Genomic DNA, 15,840 nt, shown 5'->3' on the forward strand with positions numbered 1-15,840 from the left:
TCGGCGTCCGGGACCGATCGCTAGGCTGACCCGCGGACGACGAACCGGGAGGAGCACGGACGTGGCCGAGAGCACCATCCAGCAGCAGCCGCTCACGGGCTGGGACAAGCCGGAGCTGGACCTCAGCAACGCCGAGTGGCAGTCCAGCAGCCGGGGGCGGGGGGATGTCCAGATCGCCTTCGTCGAGGGATTCATCGCGATGCGCAACAGTGGCAGTCCCCAGAGCCCTTCCCTGATCTTCACGCCCGCCGAGTGGGGCGCGTTCGTGTCGGGGGCGCGGGAGGGGGAGTTCGACCTGACCTGAGACCGGTGTCGGCCGCACGGCCGGCACCGGGAGCCTGTCCGGACGAGAGGACCCGACGCGGGAACCGGGCGGACAGGCGTCGGCCGCCACCACCCGGGGAGTGACGGCACCCGGGACGACGGACCGCGTCCCTCCCGGCGGTCGCCGGACGGCGCTGTCCACGTACCATGGCGGCATGTCGTTCCTCCGCCGCCGCAGCGCCACTCCCGCCGGGCCCGACTTCGACGTCCTGGCCATGGATCCGGGCGACTGGCCCGGCAATCTGGGTGCCGGGCTGCTGCCCGCCCCCGACGGCAGCTGCCAGGGCGTCTTCCTGCGCTACGACCTCTTCGGCGGCCGCGGCCCCGCGATGATCATCGGGAATCTGCCCGAGGGTTCCCCGGCCCGCGAGGTGGAGGAGGACGAGGTCCCCTTCGAGGTCGCCCAGCTGCTGCTCGCGCTGGAGAACGACGAGGAGGTGACCGTCGTCGGCACCGAGGACATGCCGGTGATGCAGGGCGACAACCTCCTGATCGTGCGCCGCCTCAAGCTCTCCGAGGGCCGGATCTCCTGCGTGCAGTTCGACCGCAGCGACAACGTCCTGGTGACCATCGCCGCCTGGGACCGCCCCATCACCGACGACCTGTACGCCCTGCTGAAACCGCTCCCGGCGGAGCTGTTCCAGCAGGGCTGAGGCGCCGCTACGACGTGGACGACATCAGCTTCACGTCCGCGGCCCGCACGAACGCCACCCGGTGGCCGTACTGGATCTCGTAGTACTGGTCCGCACCGATCACCACCCGGTGCGAGCCGGTGGCGAAGGTGGCCGCGTAGTAGTACTCGCCCGGCACCTTGTCACCGACCACGTACTTCTGGCCCTTCGGCAGGGTGTACGGAAGCGGTGACACCGCCTGGGCCGGGACGCCCGCCGGGTAGGCCGACGCCTCGGGGTAGGCGCGGCCGTAGACCGGAACGCTGTCGCGGCCGTCCTTCGGGGTGATCACCTGGCCCGCCGCGGGTACCGCCGTCGGCCGGTCCTGCGGGTTGTGGAACCACGCCTTCTGACCCAGGTACCAGATCGCCGTCCAGTCACCCCACCGGTCGGCGACCGCGTACTGCTGGCCGGTGGACACCCGCGAGGAGGTGTCGTTCACGCCCGTGGTCGGGGCCGAGCCCTGGCCGATGTCCTTGATCAGGGCCGACTTCTCGTCGTGGTCGGAGTACAGCCGCACGGCGCCGGAGCCGTGCGCCGCGCACGGCGCGCCCTTGGTGACACAGTCCGTGTACACCGGCTGGTTGGCGAGGTAGTCCGGCCGGATCGTCACCAGACCGCCGCTCCTGCGGGCCGTGGCCGCGAAGGGCCGGTCCAGCAGTTCGAAGTAGTGCCGCCAGTCCCAGTAGGGGCCCGGGTCGGTGTGCATCCCGGAGACGGTCGCGGTGGTCGGCCCCGGCACGTTGTCGTGGCCCAGGATGTGCTGCCGGTCCAGCGGGATGCCGTACCGCGCTGCCAGGTACTTCACCAGACGCGCCGACGACCGGTACATCGCCTCCGTGTACCAGGAGTCCGGCTGGGCGAGGAAGCCCTCGTGCTCCAGGCCGATCGACTTGGCGTTGACGTACCAGTTGCCCGCGTGCCAGGCCACGTCCTTGGCCTTCACATGCTGGGCGACATGCCCGTCGGTGGAGCGCAGGGTGTAGCTCCAGGACACATAGGTGGGGTCCTGGACCATGTTCAGTACCCCCTCCCAGCCGCCCTCGGTGTCGTGCACGACGATGTACTTGATGCTCGGCGCGGCGGGCCGGTCGCCGAGGTCGTGGTTGCCGTAGTCGTTGTCACCGAACTGCTCGTACGGCGCCGGGATCCACTCGCAGGACACCGTCGTCGGGCACTCGGTGCCGGCCGTGGAGGCCGTGCGCAGGCCCGTCTTCCGCAGCTGGGCGGTCCGCGGGGCCAGGTCCGGCACGGCGGCCAGGGCGACCGGCCCACCGGCGTCCGTGCTGCGCTCCGCGCCGGTGCGGAGCACGTCGAAGACGTCGTCGGCGTAGTCGGCGGCCGTCGCGCGGTCGTCCGCGCCCGAGAAACGCGCCACCGCGCCGTACCAGTCCGCCGGGTCACCGCTCAGCGGCTCGCCCAGGCTCCGCTGCGCGGCGGCGAGGAGCGCGGCTCCACCCGCGATGTTGGCCGCGGGGTCCGTGCGCAGCTCCTCCGCGCTCAGGCCGGTCAGCTCCGCCGCCCTCGGCAGGGTGCGCAGCCGGGCCGGGATCTCCTCGCCGGCCGGGAGCCGCGTCTTCGGGACACGGGCCGGGCGGGCGGAGTCGCCACGGGAGTCCTCCGCGCCCTGGCCGTGGTGCGGTGCCGCGGCGAGCGCCGTACGCGCGTCGGTGAGATGCATCGGTCCGTAGCCGCCGGTCACGCTCGGCGCTCCGCCGTGCGTGTCCCAGCGGGACTGGAGATAGGAGACGCCCAGCAGCAGGCTCCGCGGCACGTGGTACTCGGCGGCAGCGACGGCGAAGGCCCGCTGGAGGCCGGCCGCCCCGGCAGCGCGGGAGGTCGAGGGACCGGTGGCCTCGGACGGGGAGGCCGCGCCGAGCAGCGGGAGCAACAGAGCCGCCGACGCCATGGCGCCTGCGGCTCTACGGGCGTGTCTGCCAGGTCCGGGGTGAGTGACGGGTTTTCGCAATGCGGCCTCCTGGAACGAGCGGGCGGGGCGTGCGGGGCCGGACATGAGCCATCTGTCACCGGCTTGCCGACAACCCGTCAATCATGCCCACAGGCAGGAGATTTACCTCGTCAAGACACCGCGAACGCACCGCAGGGACCCGCGGCGCGCCGCCGTTCAGGCGCAACCGCGAACCCCGTCCCCTCAGCGGGTGCCGACCGCCGCGCGTACGGCCCGGCGGGCCAGCTGGCAGTCGTCGTGCAGCCGTCGCAGCAGCAGGCGCTGTTCCTCGCCGGACGGCCCGCCACCCGGATGGCCCCCCGGAGCCGCCGGGGTGATGTCGTGCATCGAACGCTGCACGGCCGTCTCGTAGGTACGGATCTCGCGGGTCAGGACCAGCATCAGGTTCACCAGGAAGGCGTCCCGGGAGGCCGGGCCCGCCGACTGGGCGATCTGGCTGATCTGACGGCGCGCCACCGGCGCGTCGCCCAGCGCCGACCACAGTGTCGCCAGGTCGTAGCCCGGCAGGTACCAACCCGCGTGCTCCCAGTCCACCAGCACTGGACCGGCCGGTGAGAGAAGGATGTTCGACAGGAGGGCGTCGCCGTGACAGAACTGGCCCATGCCCTGCCGGCCCGCGGTGGCCGCGATGCCGTGCAGCAGCTTCTGGAGGTCGCCGAGGTCCCGGTCGGTGAGCAGACCCAGCTCGTGGTAGCGGGAGATACGGGCGGCGTAGTCCAGCGGGGCGTCGAACGTCCCCGCCGGCGGCCGCCACGCGTTGAGCCGGCAGACCGCGCCGAGTGCCGCCCGGACGTCGGCCCGCGGCGGGGCCTCGGTGGGGTGCCGCTGGAGTGCCGCCACCCGGCCCGGCATCCGCTCGATCACCAGTGTGCAGTTGTCCGGGTCCGCCGCGATCAGTCTCGGCGCCCGCACTGGAGGGCGGTGCCGGACGAACGTGCGGTACGCGGCTATTTCGTGCCGGATCTGCTCGGCCCACACGGGGGAGTGGTCGAGTAAACACTTGGCGACCGCCGTGCTGCGGCCGGTCGTACCGACCAGCAGCACCGAGCGTCCGCTGCGGCGCAGCACCTGGACCGGCGCGAACTCCGGGCAGATCCGGTGCACGGACGCGATCGCCGTGCGCAGCTGGGCGCCCTGGGGGCCGGACAGGTCGAGTCTCCCGCTGAGCGGTTGGGTGCCGAGCCCCGCAGGACGCCGGGCCGGACCGGCGCCGAGCGCGGGACCCGCCGACCGCGCGGCGGGATCGAGGTAGGGGCCGCCACCGCCCGGACGGGTGTGCAGCGACCGGGGCGGGGCGGACACGGAGGACGATGCTGCGTACATGGGAGAAACAGATCCCTTCGTGTGCCGGACGTCAGAACGCTGCCCCGACCGGTCCTTTCGGGTACATCCTGGGGAATGTCCCTCGGCGACCGGGTCGGGGTGGCGCTTTCCTACCTGACACCCATCGCCCAGTGGCACACCATCTGGCGAACCCTGGCGAACCCTGGCGAATAGTCGCCCGGCAACTTTCACCGGGCTACTGTCAACTCAGCCGAGAACCTGGGGGCTTGACGTGAGCGGACAACCCAACACCCGCCTCTCGGACCTGTTCGGCCTGGCCGGCTGGTCCAAAGGGGAACTCGCGAGGCTGGTCAACCGGCAGGCGGCGGCCATGGGCCACCCCCAGCTGTCGACCGACACCTCCCGGGTGCGGCGGTGGATCGACACGGGAGAGATCCCGCGCGATCCGGTACCGCGGGTGCTGGCGGTCCTGTTCACCGAGCGTCTCGGCCGTGTCGTGACCATCGAGGACCTCGGTCTGGTCCGGCACGGGCGTACAGGGAATCGGCCCGGTGGCGGGAGTGTGGAACATCCCGACGACGTGCCGTGGGCGCCCGAACGGACTGCTGCGGTCCTCACCGAATTCACGGGAATGGACCTCATGCTCAACCGACGCGGCTTGGTGGGCGCGGGTGCCGCGCTCGCCGCGGGATCAGCTCTCAGCAGTGCCATGCACGAGTGGCTGCACACCGACCCCACCCTTTCCTCCGACGCTCCTGTCATCGACCACCCCCTCCTCCACCATGCCGACCCCGCCGGGTTCGACCGCTACGAGGCCGCCCCCATCGGAACGGAGGAGGTGGACGAACTCGAGCGCTCGGTGGAGGTGTTCCGGGCCTGGGACGCCGCCCGCGGAGGCGGGCTGCAGCGCAAGGCCGTGGTGGGGCAGCTCAACGAGGTGGGCGGCATCCTCGCCTACCGACACCCCTCCCATCTCCAGCGACGCCTGTGGGGCGTCGCGGCCAACCTCGCCGTCCTCGCGGGCTGGATGTCGCACGACGTCGGTCTGGAGCCCACGGCCCAGAAGTACTTCGTCATCGCCGCCCATGCCGCACGAGAGGGCGGTGACCGCCCGCGGGCCGGCGAGGCGCTCTCCCGGGCGGCCCGTCAGATGGTCCATCTCGGGCGGCCGGACGAGGCGCTCGACCTGATGAAACTCGCCCAGTCCGGTTCCGGTGCCAACGTGACCCCGCGCACCCGGGCGATGTTCCACACCATCGAGGCCTGGGCGCAGGCGTCGATGGGCAAGGGCCAGGCCATGCGCCGCACCCTCGGTCAGGCGGAGGACCTCTTCGTCTCCGGCAAGGGTGACGTCACACCGCCGTCCTGGATGCAGACCTTCAAGGACGAGGATCTGTACGGCATGCAGGCGCTGGCCTACCGGACGCTGGCCGAGTTCGAGCCACAGGCGGCCGCGCACGCCCAGTACTACGCGGAGAAGGCGCTGGCGTTGCGCGTCGACGGGCGGGAACGGTCGAAGATCTTCGACCATCTGTCCATGGCGTCCGCCTGCTTCATCGCCGACGACCCCGAGCAGGCGGACCGTTTCGCGCGGCTGGCCCTGATGTCGATGGGATCGAACTCCTCCCGGCGCACCTGGGACCGGCTGAGCCAGATGTACCGGCTCACCGCGCAGTACGCGGGCTACCCGAGGATCAGTGAACTGCGGGAGGAGATCAGGCTGGCGCTGCCGAAGCAGAAGGGCAGCAGGGCGAGCAAGGGGGGCAACGGCACTCAGGTGTGAAGGGGGTTGTCGTCGGTCGGTCCGCTCAGCGGGTGACCCGGGCGACCAGCACGCAGGCGTCGTCGGCGCGTTCGCTCTCGCCGCACTCCTCCACGACCATCCGCACACACTCCTGTGCGGTGCGCGCCCTGTCCAGCCGAGGGGCCAGGCCGAGGAGGCGGTCGGCGGGCGCCAGCCCGTCGGTGTGCAGCAGAAGGAGGTCGCCTTCTTCGAGGGTCTCCTCGGCCTGCCCGTAGGCGGCGCGTGCGGTGGCTCCGAGGAGCACCCCCTGAGGTGCGTCCAGCCGGCGACCCGTCCCGTCGCGGAACAGCAAGGGGACGGGGTGTCCGGCCTGCGCCCACATCAGGGTGCGGGTGTCCGGCCGGTAGCGGCAGCAGACCGCGCTGCCCAGGGCCGGTTGGACCGTGGCGTCCAGTAACTGGTTGAGCCAGGCCATCAGTTGGGCCGGGTGGGTGCCCGCCATGGCCATTCCGCGCAGGGCGCCCAGCAGCATCGCCGTGGTCGAGGTGACGGTCGGGCCGTGGCCGGTGAGGTCACCGACGCTCAGCAGCGTGTGCCCGTCGGCGAGTTCGAGCGCGTCGTACCAGTCGCCGCCGATCCGCGAGGTCGTCGCGGCGGGCAGATAGTGGGCGGCGAGGTCGAGGGAGCGGGGGCCCTGGTGCGGCAGGCGCGGGGAGCCGCGCCACGGCGGCAGCACTGCCTCCTGGAACTCCACCGCGAGCCGGTGTTCGGTCTGGGCCAGGTGCCGCTGCCGCTGGAGCGAGTCACGGCTCTCGCGCACGGCGCGCTGGCTGCGCCGCAGTTCGCTGACGTCCCGTAGCACGGCCCACATCGAGGTGGTGCCGCCCTCGGCGTCGAGCACGGGCTCGCCCATCATGTGCACGGTGCGCTGCTCGCCGTCCGGGCGCACCACGCGGAACTCGCCGTCGATGGGCCGGGCGTCGATCAGGCAGTCCGTGACCATCGCGGTCAGCTTCGGCCTGTCCTCGTCGAGGACGAGCGCCGGCAGTTCGTCGAGGGTGAGCGGGGGGGCGGTGGGGCCGCGGCCGAGGATCCCGTAGAGCTCCTCGGACCAGAGGGCCTCGTCCGTCAGCAGGTTCCACTCCGCGCTGCCGACCCGGCTCAGCAGCGACTCGCGCCGGGAAGCGACCGGTGCGGCGGGCGCGGGCCCGGCGGCCGGCACGGGCGGCGGCCCGTCCCGCAACTGCGCCAAGTGCGTGTCGAGATCGTCGAGTTGGTGCAGCGCCAGATCGCAGAGCGCGCGCTGCCAGCGGCCCTGCGGGTCCGCCGCGTCGCGCCGGGTGTCCTGCCGTACGGCGTCCATGTCGCCCTTGAGCCGTCGCGTCTGCGTGATCAGCGCGTCGACCGAGCCGCGCCCCGGCGGCTGGGCGGCTGAGCGGTCCGCAGAGACATGGGGCGGCATGACGCACTCCGATGCGGGACGGTACGGCGAAGGCTGGCGCAAGGGCCGTTACGACTGTTGCACAGCCCGCGACGGCGTGTAAGGGATTTGGCAACACACGATTCGGTGGTGCTTCTGGCATATGCCAGTGTCTTCGGGGAGGGGCGGCGGGAGGTGGCCGGTGGGCGCTGGGCGGGGGTCAAGTCGTAGGTGACGTACGTGACTTGGGGGACTCCTGAGGGGGTCGAGGTGACCATCGGTCGCATGTTCGCCGGGCTGATGTTCCAGGCAAGAGCAACTGTGACGCAGGTCACAAGAATTGGAGACCGCTTTCGCGTAATGCAAGAGGCCCCCGCGGGGTCGTACATGCATGGACATCACTCTTGAACAACCCGTCCGCGCCCGCTTGATCACCGCGGAGGACCAGGAGCTGCCCGTGCCCGCCACGCTCCGCTACGACTCCACCGACCCGTTCGCCGTGCACGTCGACTTCCCGCCGGAGGTGTCCCTCGCGGGTGAGGCCGTCACCTGGACCTTCGGCCGGGCCCTGCTGGAGCAGGGCGTGAGCGATCCGGCCGGGAGCGGAGACGTGCACATCTGGCCCTGTGGGCCGGTGCGCACGGTGGTGGAGTTCCACTCCCCGCTCGGTCTGGCCCTGCTCCAGTTCGAGACGGGTGCCCTGCGGCGGTTCCTGCTGCGCAGTTACGCCGTGGTCGCGGCGGGCCGGGAGGATGTCGGCGCCGCCGTCGACCAGGGGCTGGAGGCCCTGCTCGGCAGTGCCTGAGACCCGCCGGGTGTCAGTGACCGCCCGCGGTGTACAGGCCGGGGCGCGGGGCGAGTTCGACCGCGACGCGCGTGTCGCTCTCCAGGGCCCGGATCCCGGCCTCGGCGACGACGGAGGCCGCGTAGCCGTCCCAGACGGTCGGGCCGGTGACCAGACCGCGCCGGGTGGCGTCGACCCAGGCCTGCACCTCGCGGTCGTAGGCCTCCACGAACCGCACGAGGTAGTCCTGGGGCACCTCCGCGGCGGCGGTTCCCCCTGCGGTGACGAGCATCCCCTGGTCGTCGCCGATCCGCGCGCTGCCCGCCTCGCACACGGCCTCGCAGCGCACCTGGTACCCGAAGCCGCAGTTGACGAAGACCTCCACGTCGACCAGGGCGCCCCCGTCGGTCTCGAAGAGCACGAACTGCGGGTCGAGCAGGCCCTGCGGGGCGCCGGCGGAGGGGCGCGGGCGCCGCACGGTGACCGCGGTCAGCTCCTGGCCGAGCAGCCAGCGGGCCGCGTCGATCTCGTGCGACACCGAGCTGTCGATCAGCATCGCGCTGGTGAAGCCCGGCGGTGAGGAGACGTTGCGGTGCACGCAGTGCAGCATCAGCGGCCGTCCGAGCCGCCCGTCGTCCAGCAGCGCCTTGAGCCTGCGGTACCCGGCGTCGTAGCGCCGCATGAACCCGATCTGCGTCAGCCGCCGCCCCAGCCGGGCCTCCGCCTCCAGCACGCGCAGCGCCCCGGCCGAGTCCGGCACCATGGGCTTCTCGCACAGCACCGGGAGCCCGCGGGCGAAGGCCGCGAGCAGCGCCTCCCGGTGCGCGGGGCCGGGCGAGGCGATCAGTACGGCCTCGACGCCGGGCGCGTCGAGCGCGGCCTCGACCTCCGTGTGGACCGTCACCCCCTCGATCCCGGCCACGGCCTCCTTCGCGCGCGCGGCATCGGGATCGGCCACGGCGGCGACCCTGGCTCCGCTGACCACGCGATCGAGGCGGCGTATGTGGTCGGCTCCCATGTGTCCGGCACCCAGCACGGCCACGCCCAGCAGGTCACTCACGCGTACTCACCCTCCCGGTGGACGATCACGCCGTAGCGTACGCCGCCGGTGAAAGCCGCTGCCGGGGCCCCGGCCGGTGCAACGCCGGTGCAACCGCCGGGCCGCCGTCGAGCGGGGTCAGTAGCGCAGCACGCCTGCCATCCCGTCCGCGTCGCCCAGTGCGCCGTCGGGTACGAAGCGCACCTCGGCGCCCGTCTCCAGGCACTGCTCGACGATCTCGTCCACGATGTCCTCGCGGGCGTCGAGATCGTCGCTCAGGGCGGGGACGAGATGGTCGCCGCCGTCGCGGACCGTGACACGGTAGTTCTCCTCGACGGCCAGCAGCCGGATCCGGCCCTCCCGGGCGTTCTGCCAGAGCTCGTCGACGCCGGCCGCGAACGTCTTGTGTCCACGGGCCGAGTCGAGCTCCCGGGCGACGGCGGCGGTGTTCCGGCGGGCCTCCGCGTCGTGCAGCGGGCGCACCGCCTGCCACACCGTGTCGGGTGTGCCGTGGGAGAGTCCGCCGTGCGCGACGTGCACCGCGTCCCGGGTGACTCCGCCCAGTTCGTCGAGGAGCGACAGCGCCGCCTGCTCGCCGGTGACGTACAGCGGTCGCGGGTCCTGGCGCAGCAGTCCGCCGAGCGCGGTGTCGGCCTCACGCAGGAAGTGACGGGTGTCCTCGTCGCGGAACGTGCTGGGCAGGTCGCCGATCCGCTCCATGCGTTCGGCGTCGAAGTTCGGCTGGCTCCTGACCAGCGGGAAGCCGCCGGAGTGCTCCTCGGTGATCCGGTCGGCGCCGCCGTTCCACAACGTGACGCGGTCGGCGGAGACCGACAGGACCCAGAACGGGCGTTCGGCGGCCTGGGCCGAGACCAGGTTGCGGGTCAGGAAGGTGTCGGAGAGCACGACGCGTTCCGGGACGGCACGGGCCAGGGACCACACCTGGTGCTCGCCCGGGGCGGCGTAGATGACCAGGCCGTCCTCGGTGTGCGCCAGGTCGACCTCGGCCAGGGCCCGGTCGAGCTGGTCGGTGACGTCGGCGCGCCGCTCGCGGCTGACCGCGGGGTCGGTCTCCAGCTGTTTCTTCGCCTCGGCCACGACATTGCGCAGCCGGACCCGGTCCTGGGCGTTCTCGGGTTCACGGCGGTGCGTCGGCGTCAGCACGGACACCGCGGGATAGGGGCGCGGGCGGCGCAGTTCGGAGAGGGTCGTTGGGCTGAGTGCGTGCTCCATATCGGCACGATAGGTCCCAATTGCCGTTAAGGCATTTGGGGCAATATCGGTACACCTCCGGTCCCCTGCGCTGTCGCGGTCGCCGTCGGGGTCGCAGCGGTGGTCGGCGGGCGTTCCCCGGCCGCCGGGGGAAGCCTTGTGCTGATGCGCGAGCCATCGCACCTGCGCGATCTCGTAGGCGCCCGACGGTGACGGCGACCCCCTCGGCCGGTTACCGTACGCGTCAGTAACCGGGACCGCACCGCAGGAGGCACCCATGCCGCAGCTCGAAGTCGACGGCGCAGCACTGACGTACGACGACGAGGGCCCGCGCGACGGCGACGGGGTGCCCCTGGTGTTCGTGCACGGCTGGACGGCGAACCGGCACCGCTGGGACCACCAGGTGGCGCACTTCGCCGAGCGGCGCCGGGTGATCCGGCTCGACCTGCGCGGGCACGGCGAGAGCAGCGGTGCCGGCGTGAAGACGGTCGCGGAGCTGGCGACGGACCTCCTTGCCCTCCTCGACCACCTGGAGATCGAACGGTTCGTGCTGATCGGCCACTCGATGGGCGGGATGATCTCGCAGACCGTCGCCCTCTCCCACCCCGAACGGGTGGAGCGCATGGTGCTGGTGAACTCCATCGGCCGGATGACCTACAGCCGGGGCAGGGGTCTGCTGATGGGCGTCTCCACCCTCGTCCCCTTCAAGCTGTTCGTCGCCACCAACATCCAGCGGGCCTTCGCTCCCGGTTACCCCCGCGAGGAGATCCGCGCGTACATCAAGTCCTCCGCGGACACCCCGCGTGAGGTGGTCATGACGCTGTACGGCGCCATGCGGGCCTTCGACGTGCTGGACCGGGTCGGGGAGATCCAGGCCCCGACCCTGATGATCCACGGCTACCACGACATCCAGCTCCCGGTGCAGCAGATGCTGCGCATGGCCAAGGCCTATCCGGACGCCACCGTCCGCGTCCTCGACGCGGGCCACGAACTCCCGGTCGAGAAGCCGGCCGAGCTGACGGCGGCGATCGACGCCTTCGTCACCGTCAAGCCCTCGTAGCCGTTGCAGCCGCGGTAGGTCTCGTGGCCGTCGGCCGCGGGGCCGCTAGCCGAAGCTGTCCGGGTCCGCGGCCTTCCAGTCCGTCTCCCAGGACGGCGGTGGTCCGGCGAGCAGTTCTCCCGGGGCCAGCCACTCGTACAGCTCCGCGTACGAACGGACCGTGCCCGGCCGCGTCCGCCGGACCAGATGGCCAGGAGTGAGTTCGGCCGGCTCGCGGATGCCCATCGCCGCCATGATCCGGACGGCGTCACGCACCGTCTCCCGCTGGTAGCGCCGGACCCGCCGGGCCTTGTCGGCCACGTTCAAGGAGCGCGTCCGCAGCGGATCCTGGGTCGCGACGCCGGCCGGGCAGGTCCCGGTGTGGCATCGCAGCGCGCCGACACAGCCGACGGCGCGCATCATCGCCCGGGCCGCGTTGGTGTAGTCGGCGCCCTGCGCGAGACGGGTGACGATGTCCGAGCCGGTGGCCACCCGGCCGCTCGCCCCGATCCGGACCCGGTCCCGGAGCCCGACGCCGACCAGGGCGTTGTGCACGGTGATCAGCCCCTGGGTGAGCGGCATACCGAGGCGGCCGGCGAACCCCGCAGGTCCGGCGCCGGTGCCGCCCTCCGACCCGTCCACCACCACGAAGTCGGGCGTCAGACCCTCCGCCACCATCGCCCGGCACACCGCGAGGAACTCCCGCCGCGAGCCCACGCACAGCTTGAACCCGGTCGGTTTGCCGCCCGCCAGCTCACGCAGCCGGGCCAGGAACAGCACCAGTTCACGCGGCGTCGAGAAGACCCGGTGCGAGGGCGGCGACACCACCGTCTCGCCCACCGGGACCTTCCGTTCCCGCGCGATCTCGGCGCTCACCTTCACCCCGGGCAGCACCCCGCCGCTGCCCGGCGCCGACCCCTGGGACAGCTTCAACGACACGCACCTCACCTCGGGCAGCGCCGCCTTGTCCGCGAACTCCCTTGCGTCGAAGCCGCCGTCGGCGTCGCGGCAGCCGAAGTACCCCGTCCCGATCTCCCAGACCAGGTCGCCGCCGCCGCGCAGATGGTGCTCCGACAGCCCGCCCTCCCCGGTGTCCTGCGCGAAACGTCCCAGCGCCGCGCCCCTGTTGAGGGCGAGCACCGCGCGCGACGACAGCGCCCCGAAACTCATCGCGGACACGTTCAGCAGCGCCATGTCGTAGGGCTGGGAGCAGTCCGGCCCGCCCACCCGCACCACCGGCGGCTCCTCGGCCGGCTCGACCGGCCGCAGCGACGGCACCAGATATTCGTACGCGTCCCGGTCGCCGCCGAACGGCTCCCGCGCGTCGCCGCTCCGGGCACGCGCGCGTACCTCCTGCGTCGGATATCGCAGCCGCCCGACCAGCGGGTGGTTGCGCAGTTCGGAGCGGCGGCGCTGGAGCAGGTCCCAGCCCCCCAGACAGGCCGCCGCCAGCAGCGGTCCGGCCGCGAGCCACCACCAGGCGGACCGGGCGGACGAGGCGACCGTCGTCCCGGCCGCGAGGAGGCAGACGAGCAGCAGTGGCAGGAGCCGGCGCACTCAGTCGTCGTCCTCGTCGGGCCCGCAGGAGCTGCCGCTGGGCGGGAGGGAGCCGTAGAGCAGGAAGTCGTCGACCTTGCGGTGCACGCACTTGGACGACCCGTATCCGGTGTGGCCGTCGCCCTTGTTGTCGAGCACCACGGCAGCGGCACCGAGACGCTTCGCCGTCTCCACGGTCCAGTGGTACGGCGTCGCCGGGTCCCCGCGCGTGCCGACCAGCAGCATCTCCGGGCTGCTCAGGTCCTTCACCTCGTCGCGGATGAAATCGGTTCCCCTGGGGCGGCCGTAGCACATCAGCACCTCGGTGAGGCGGTACTGCCCGAAGACCGGAGAGGCCTTGTCGTACGCGGCGCGCAGCCGCTTGAGGTCCGCGGAGATCTGCGCGGCCGTGGGGCGGTCGGGATCGTCGGCGCAGTTGATCGCCATCAGCGCCGCGGGCAGGTTGTCGAGGGGGACGTCCTCCTCCTCGACGAGCGCCCCGGGGGAGGGCTCGCCGCGGCCCGCGGCCCGGAGCGGGAACGGCAGCGGCAGGGCGAAGCCGCCGGTCGCGAAGCTCAGGACCCCGCTGGCGTCCCCGCTCTCGATGAGCTGGGCCAGCGCCCGCTCCAGCAGGGGCCACAGCTCCTTGCTGTACAGCCCCTGTCCGAGCGCGCCGACGAGGTCCTGGCCGGAGAAGTCGTCGCCGAAGTCGGTCGGCACCGGGTCCTCGTCCAGCGAGCGCACGAGCCGGACGACCTCCTCGCGGGCCACGCGCGGATCCTGCCCGAACGGGCAGGCGATGTCCTTCGTGCACCAGCCGACGAAGTCGTCCAGCGCCACCTGCTGCCCCCGGGCGCCCGCGAGGCCCTGCTCGGTGAGCGGCTCGGTCAGGGTGTCGACGCCGTCGAGGACCACCCGGCCCACCTTGTCGGGGAACCGGGCGGCGTACACCGCGCCGAGCCGGGTGCCGTACGAGAACCCCAGGTAGTTGAGCTTCTTGTCACCGAGTGCCGCGCGCAGTACGTCCAGGTCCTGTGCCGCGTCGACGGTGCCTATGTGCGGCAGCACCGGCCCGGAGTGCTCGGCGCAGTCGCCGGCCACCCGCTTCAATCTCGTGAGGAGCGCCTGGGGATCGGCGAGGGCCGAGTCGGCGTCCAGGGAGGCCAGTCCGCTGTCCGCACCGTCCCCGCAGCTGACGGGGGAGGAGCGGCCGACCCCCCGGGGATCGAGGGTGACCACGTCGTAGCCGTCGGTGAGATCCATGAACTCCTTGCCTCCGTAGGCGAGTTCGGGAACACCGGGGCCGCCGGGACCGCCGAAGTTGAGCACCACCGAGCCGCGCTTGTCGCCCGTGGCCCGGTAGCGGGCGAGCGCGAGGTCGAGCGTGCCGGCCTTGGGACGGCCGTAGTCGAGGGGGACGGTCAGGTCGGCGCACTGGAGGTCCTTGGGCATGCCGTCGCCGTCGCACGCCGACCACGTGACCTTCTGGTCGTAGAACCGGGAGAGGTCGGGACGGTCGCCCTCGGCGGTGTTCCGGTTCGCGGTCACCGTCGGCAGGCCCGCGCCCACCAGGGTGAGTGCGGCGGTGGCGGCGAGCGCGCAACGTCGCAGCCCGGGGCGCGTCGGCAGCTTGGCCAGCATCAGTGCCTCCAGGGACGCCCGCAGCGGTCCGGGAACGGCGCCCTGGCTCACGATAGGCGGCCTGCCGACGACCCGCCTCCGGGCGGGCGGGGCGCACCCCGCGCCTCTGCGCCGGGTGCGCCCGGGGCGCCCCGCGAGGCCCGTGCGAAGGGGCTGACACCAGTTCGACCAGAGGGCCGAAGAGGGATCGCAAAGGTGACCCAATGGGGTGAAAGGGTGTTCAGGCATAACCCGGATGGTGCGCCGACGTTCTACCGGGTGCGGGCGAGTGCCCGCGATTCAAGTCTGGAAGGCAGGGACCCATGAGACGGGTTACCCGAACCGGTGTGATGGCCGTCGCCGCAGTTTCCGGCGCGATGGCTGTGACACTGCCCGCACATGCCGACTCCGCGGCGGACGGCTCAGCGGCCGGCTCGCCCGGACTGATCTCCGGCAACGGTGTCCAGCTGCCGGTGCACCTCCCGGTGAACCTGTGCGGGAACACGGTGAACGTGGTGGGCGTGCTGAACCCCGCCGCGGGCAACACCTGTGCCGACAAGGGCGCGGCGGCCGCTCCCGGGAAGCACGGCGCTTCGTCCGGTGGTGGGGCCGCCACGCACGGAGCGTCCTCAGGCGGCGGGGCCACCGCACACGGCGTCACGCAGGGCTCCCCGGGCGTCGTCTCCGGCAACGGCATCCAGTTGCCGGTCCATCTCCCGGTGAACGTCAGCGGCAACAGCGTGAACGTCGTCGGCATCGCGAACCCGGCATTCGGCAACGAGTCCGTCAACGTGTCCGACGAGGAGCCCCCGCCGCCCGGCGAGCCCGCGCCGCAGCCGCCGACCCGGCACGAGCCGCCCTCGGAGCCGCAGCACCCCGGCCCGCGGGCCGTTCCGCAGGCGCCGGCCGTCGCGCCCCAGATCGGGGTGCCCGAGGCCGTGTCCTCGCTCGCCCACACGGGGGCAGACGCCACTCTGCCGGCCGTCGCCGGCAGCGCGGCCCTGCTGCTCGGCGGTCTGGCCCTCCAGCGGCGGTTCCGCCCGCACGCGGAGCGCTGAGCCGCCCTCCTCGGAGCGGGAGTGCGCAGGCCCCCTCGGTCAGGTCGGGCGGGGGCGGGGGGCCTGTGGCGGTCCGGCGCGCCGCAGGGGGTGGGCCGTCGAAGCGCGGGGTGCGGGCGGGTGGGTCCGCCTCAGCCGTC

13 protein-coding genes are annotated in these 15,840 nt (G+C 72.5%); 6 read left to right on the top strand and 7 right to left on the bottom strand.

Annotated features, from left to right (window positions below; genetic code table 11):
- Positions 1–61 precede the first annotated feature (61 nt).
- Entirely contained in the window at positions 62–304 is a 243-nt protein-coding gene (locus tag OHU34_RS38690; RefSeq protein ID WP_020126126.1) for a DUF397 domain-containing protein, read from the top strand.
- Between the two features lie 175 nt (positions 305–479).
- On the top strand, positions 480–977 hold the full coding sequence (locus OHU34_RS38695) for a hypothetical protein (RefSeq protein ID WP_020126127.1): 498 nt from the start codon (positions 480–482) through the stop codon (positions 975–977).
- A gap of 7 nt (positions 978–984) precedes the next feature.
- Here OHU34_RS38695 and OHU34_RS38700 read toward each other — a convergent pair whose 3' ends face one another.
- Positions 985–2,904, bottom strand: coding sequence for an N-acetylmuramoyl-L-alanine amidase (locus tag OHU34_RS38700; protein ID WP_405770878.1), 1,920 nt, complete (start codon positions 2,902–2,904; stop codon positions 985–987).
- A gap of 243 nt (positions 2,905–3,147) precedes the next feature.
- The gene (locus tag OHU34_RS38705; RefSeq protein ID WP_142268785.1) at positions 3,148–4,287 is read right to left on the bottom strand and encodes an aminoglycoside phosphotransferase family protein; all 1,140 of its coding nucleotides are present in this window, start codon (positions 4,285–4,287) and stop codon (positions 3,148–3,150) included.
- Positions 4,288–4,519: 232 nt separating this feature from the next.
- Here OHU34_RS38705 and OHU34_RS38710 point away from each other — a divergent pair, with 232 nt between their 5' ends.
- On the top strand, positions 4,520–6,031 hold the full coding sequence (locus OHU34_RS38710; RefSeq protein ID WP_142268784.1) for a hypothetical protein: 1,512 nt from the start codon (positions 4,520–4,522) through the stop codon (positions 6,029–6,031).
- 25 nt (positions 6,032–6,056) lie between these two features.
- On the opposite strand, the gene OHU34_RS38715 is transcribed toward OHU34_RS38710, so the two are convergent.
- On the bottom strand, positions 6,057–7,454 hold the full coding sequence (locus OHU34_RS38715; RefSeq protein WP_405770882.1) for a PP2C family protein-serine/threonine phosphatase: 1,398 nt from the start codon (positions 7,452–7,454) through the stop codon (positions 6,057–6,059).
- 349 nt (positions 7,455–7,803) lie between these two features.
- Here OHU34_RS38715 and OHU34_RS38720 point away from each other — a divergent pair, with 349 nt between their 5' ends.
- Positions 7,804–8,217 (top strand): SsgA family sporulation/cell division regulator, encoded by a 414-nt coding sequence (locus tag OHU34_RS38720; protein WP_142268782.1) that lies wholly within the window; start codon positions 7,804–7,806, stop codon positions 8,215–8,217.
- Between the two features lie 13 nt (positions 8,218–8,230).
- Here OHU34_RS38720 and OHU34_RS38725 read toward each other — a convergent pair whose 3' ends face one another.
- Both OHU34_RS38725 and OHU34_RS38730 read right to left on the bottom strand, forming a co-directional pair.
- Positions 8,231–9,256, bottom strand: coding sequence for a Gfo/Idh/MocA family protein (locus tag OHU34_RS38725; protein ID WP_142268781.1), 1,026 nt, complete (start codon positions 9,254–9,256; stop codon positions 8,231–8,233).
- Between the two features lie 117 nt (positions 9,257–9,373).
- Complete coding sequence (locus tag OHU34_RS38730) at positions 9,374–10,468, bottom strand: chemotaxis protein (RefSeq protein ID WP_142268780.1); 1,095 nt, start codon at positions 10,466–10,468, stop codon at positions 9,374–9,376.
- 256 nt (positions 10,469–10,724) lie between these two features.
- Between OHU34_RS38730 and OHU34_RS38735 the strand changes: the two genes are divergently transcribed.
- The gene (locus tag OHU34_RS38735; protein ID WP_142268779.1) at positions 10,725–11,507 is read left to right on the top strand and encodes an alpha/beta fold hydrolase; all 783 of its coding nucleotides are present in this window, start codon (positions 10,725–10,727) and stop codon (positions 11,505–11,507) included.
- 45 nt (positions 11,508–11,552) lie between these two features.
- Here the strand turns inward: OHU34_RS38735 and OHU34_RS38740 are convergent, their stop codons facing one another.
- Together OHU34_RS38740 and OHU34_RS38745 are read right to left on the bottom strand one after the other, a co-directional pair.
- Complete coding sequence (locus OHU34_RS38740) at positions 11,553–13,043, bottom strand: FMN-binding glutamate synthase family protein (protein WP_142268778.1); 1,491 nt, start codon at positions 13,041–13,043, stop codon at positions 11,553–11,555.
- Positions 13,044–14,663: an alpha/beta hydrolase gene (locus OHU34_RS38745; RefSeq protein WP_230193768.1), complete on the bottom strand. Its 1,620-nt coding sequence runs from the start codon at positions 14,661–14,663 to the stop codon at positions 13,044–13,046.
- Between the two features lie 329 nt (positions 14,664–14,992).
- On the opposite strand from OHU34_RS38745, the gene OHU34_RS38750 reads away from it, so the two are divergent.
- The gene (locus OHU34_RS38750; protein ID WP_230193767.1) at positions 14,993–15,700 is read left to right on the top strand and encodes a chaplin; all 708 of its coding nucleotides are present in this window, start codon (positions 14,993–14,995) and stop codon (positions 15,698–15,700) included.
- Positions 15,701–15,840: the final 140 nt, after the last annotated feature.

The sequence above is a fragment of the Streptomyces sp. NBC_00080 genome (assembly GCF_045041255.1).
Classification (GTDB): domain Bacteria; phylum Actinomycetota; class Actinomycetes; order Streptomycetales; family Streptomycetaceae; genus Streptomyces; species Streptomyces coriariae.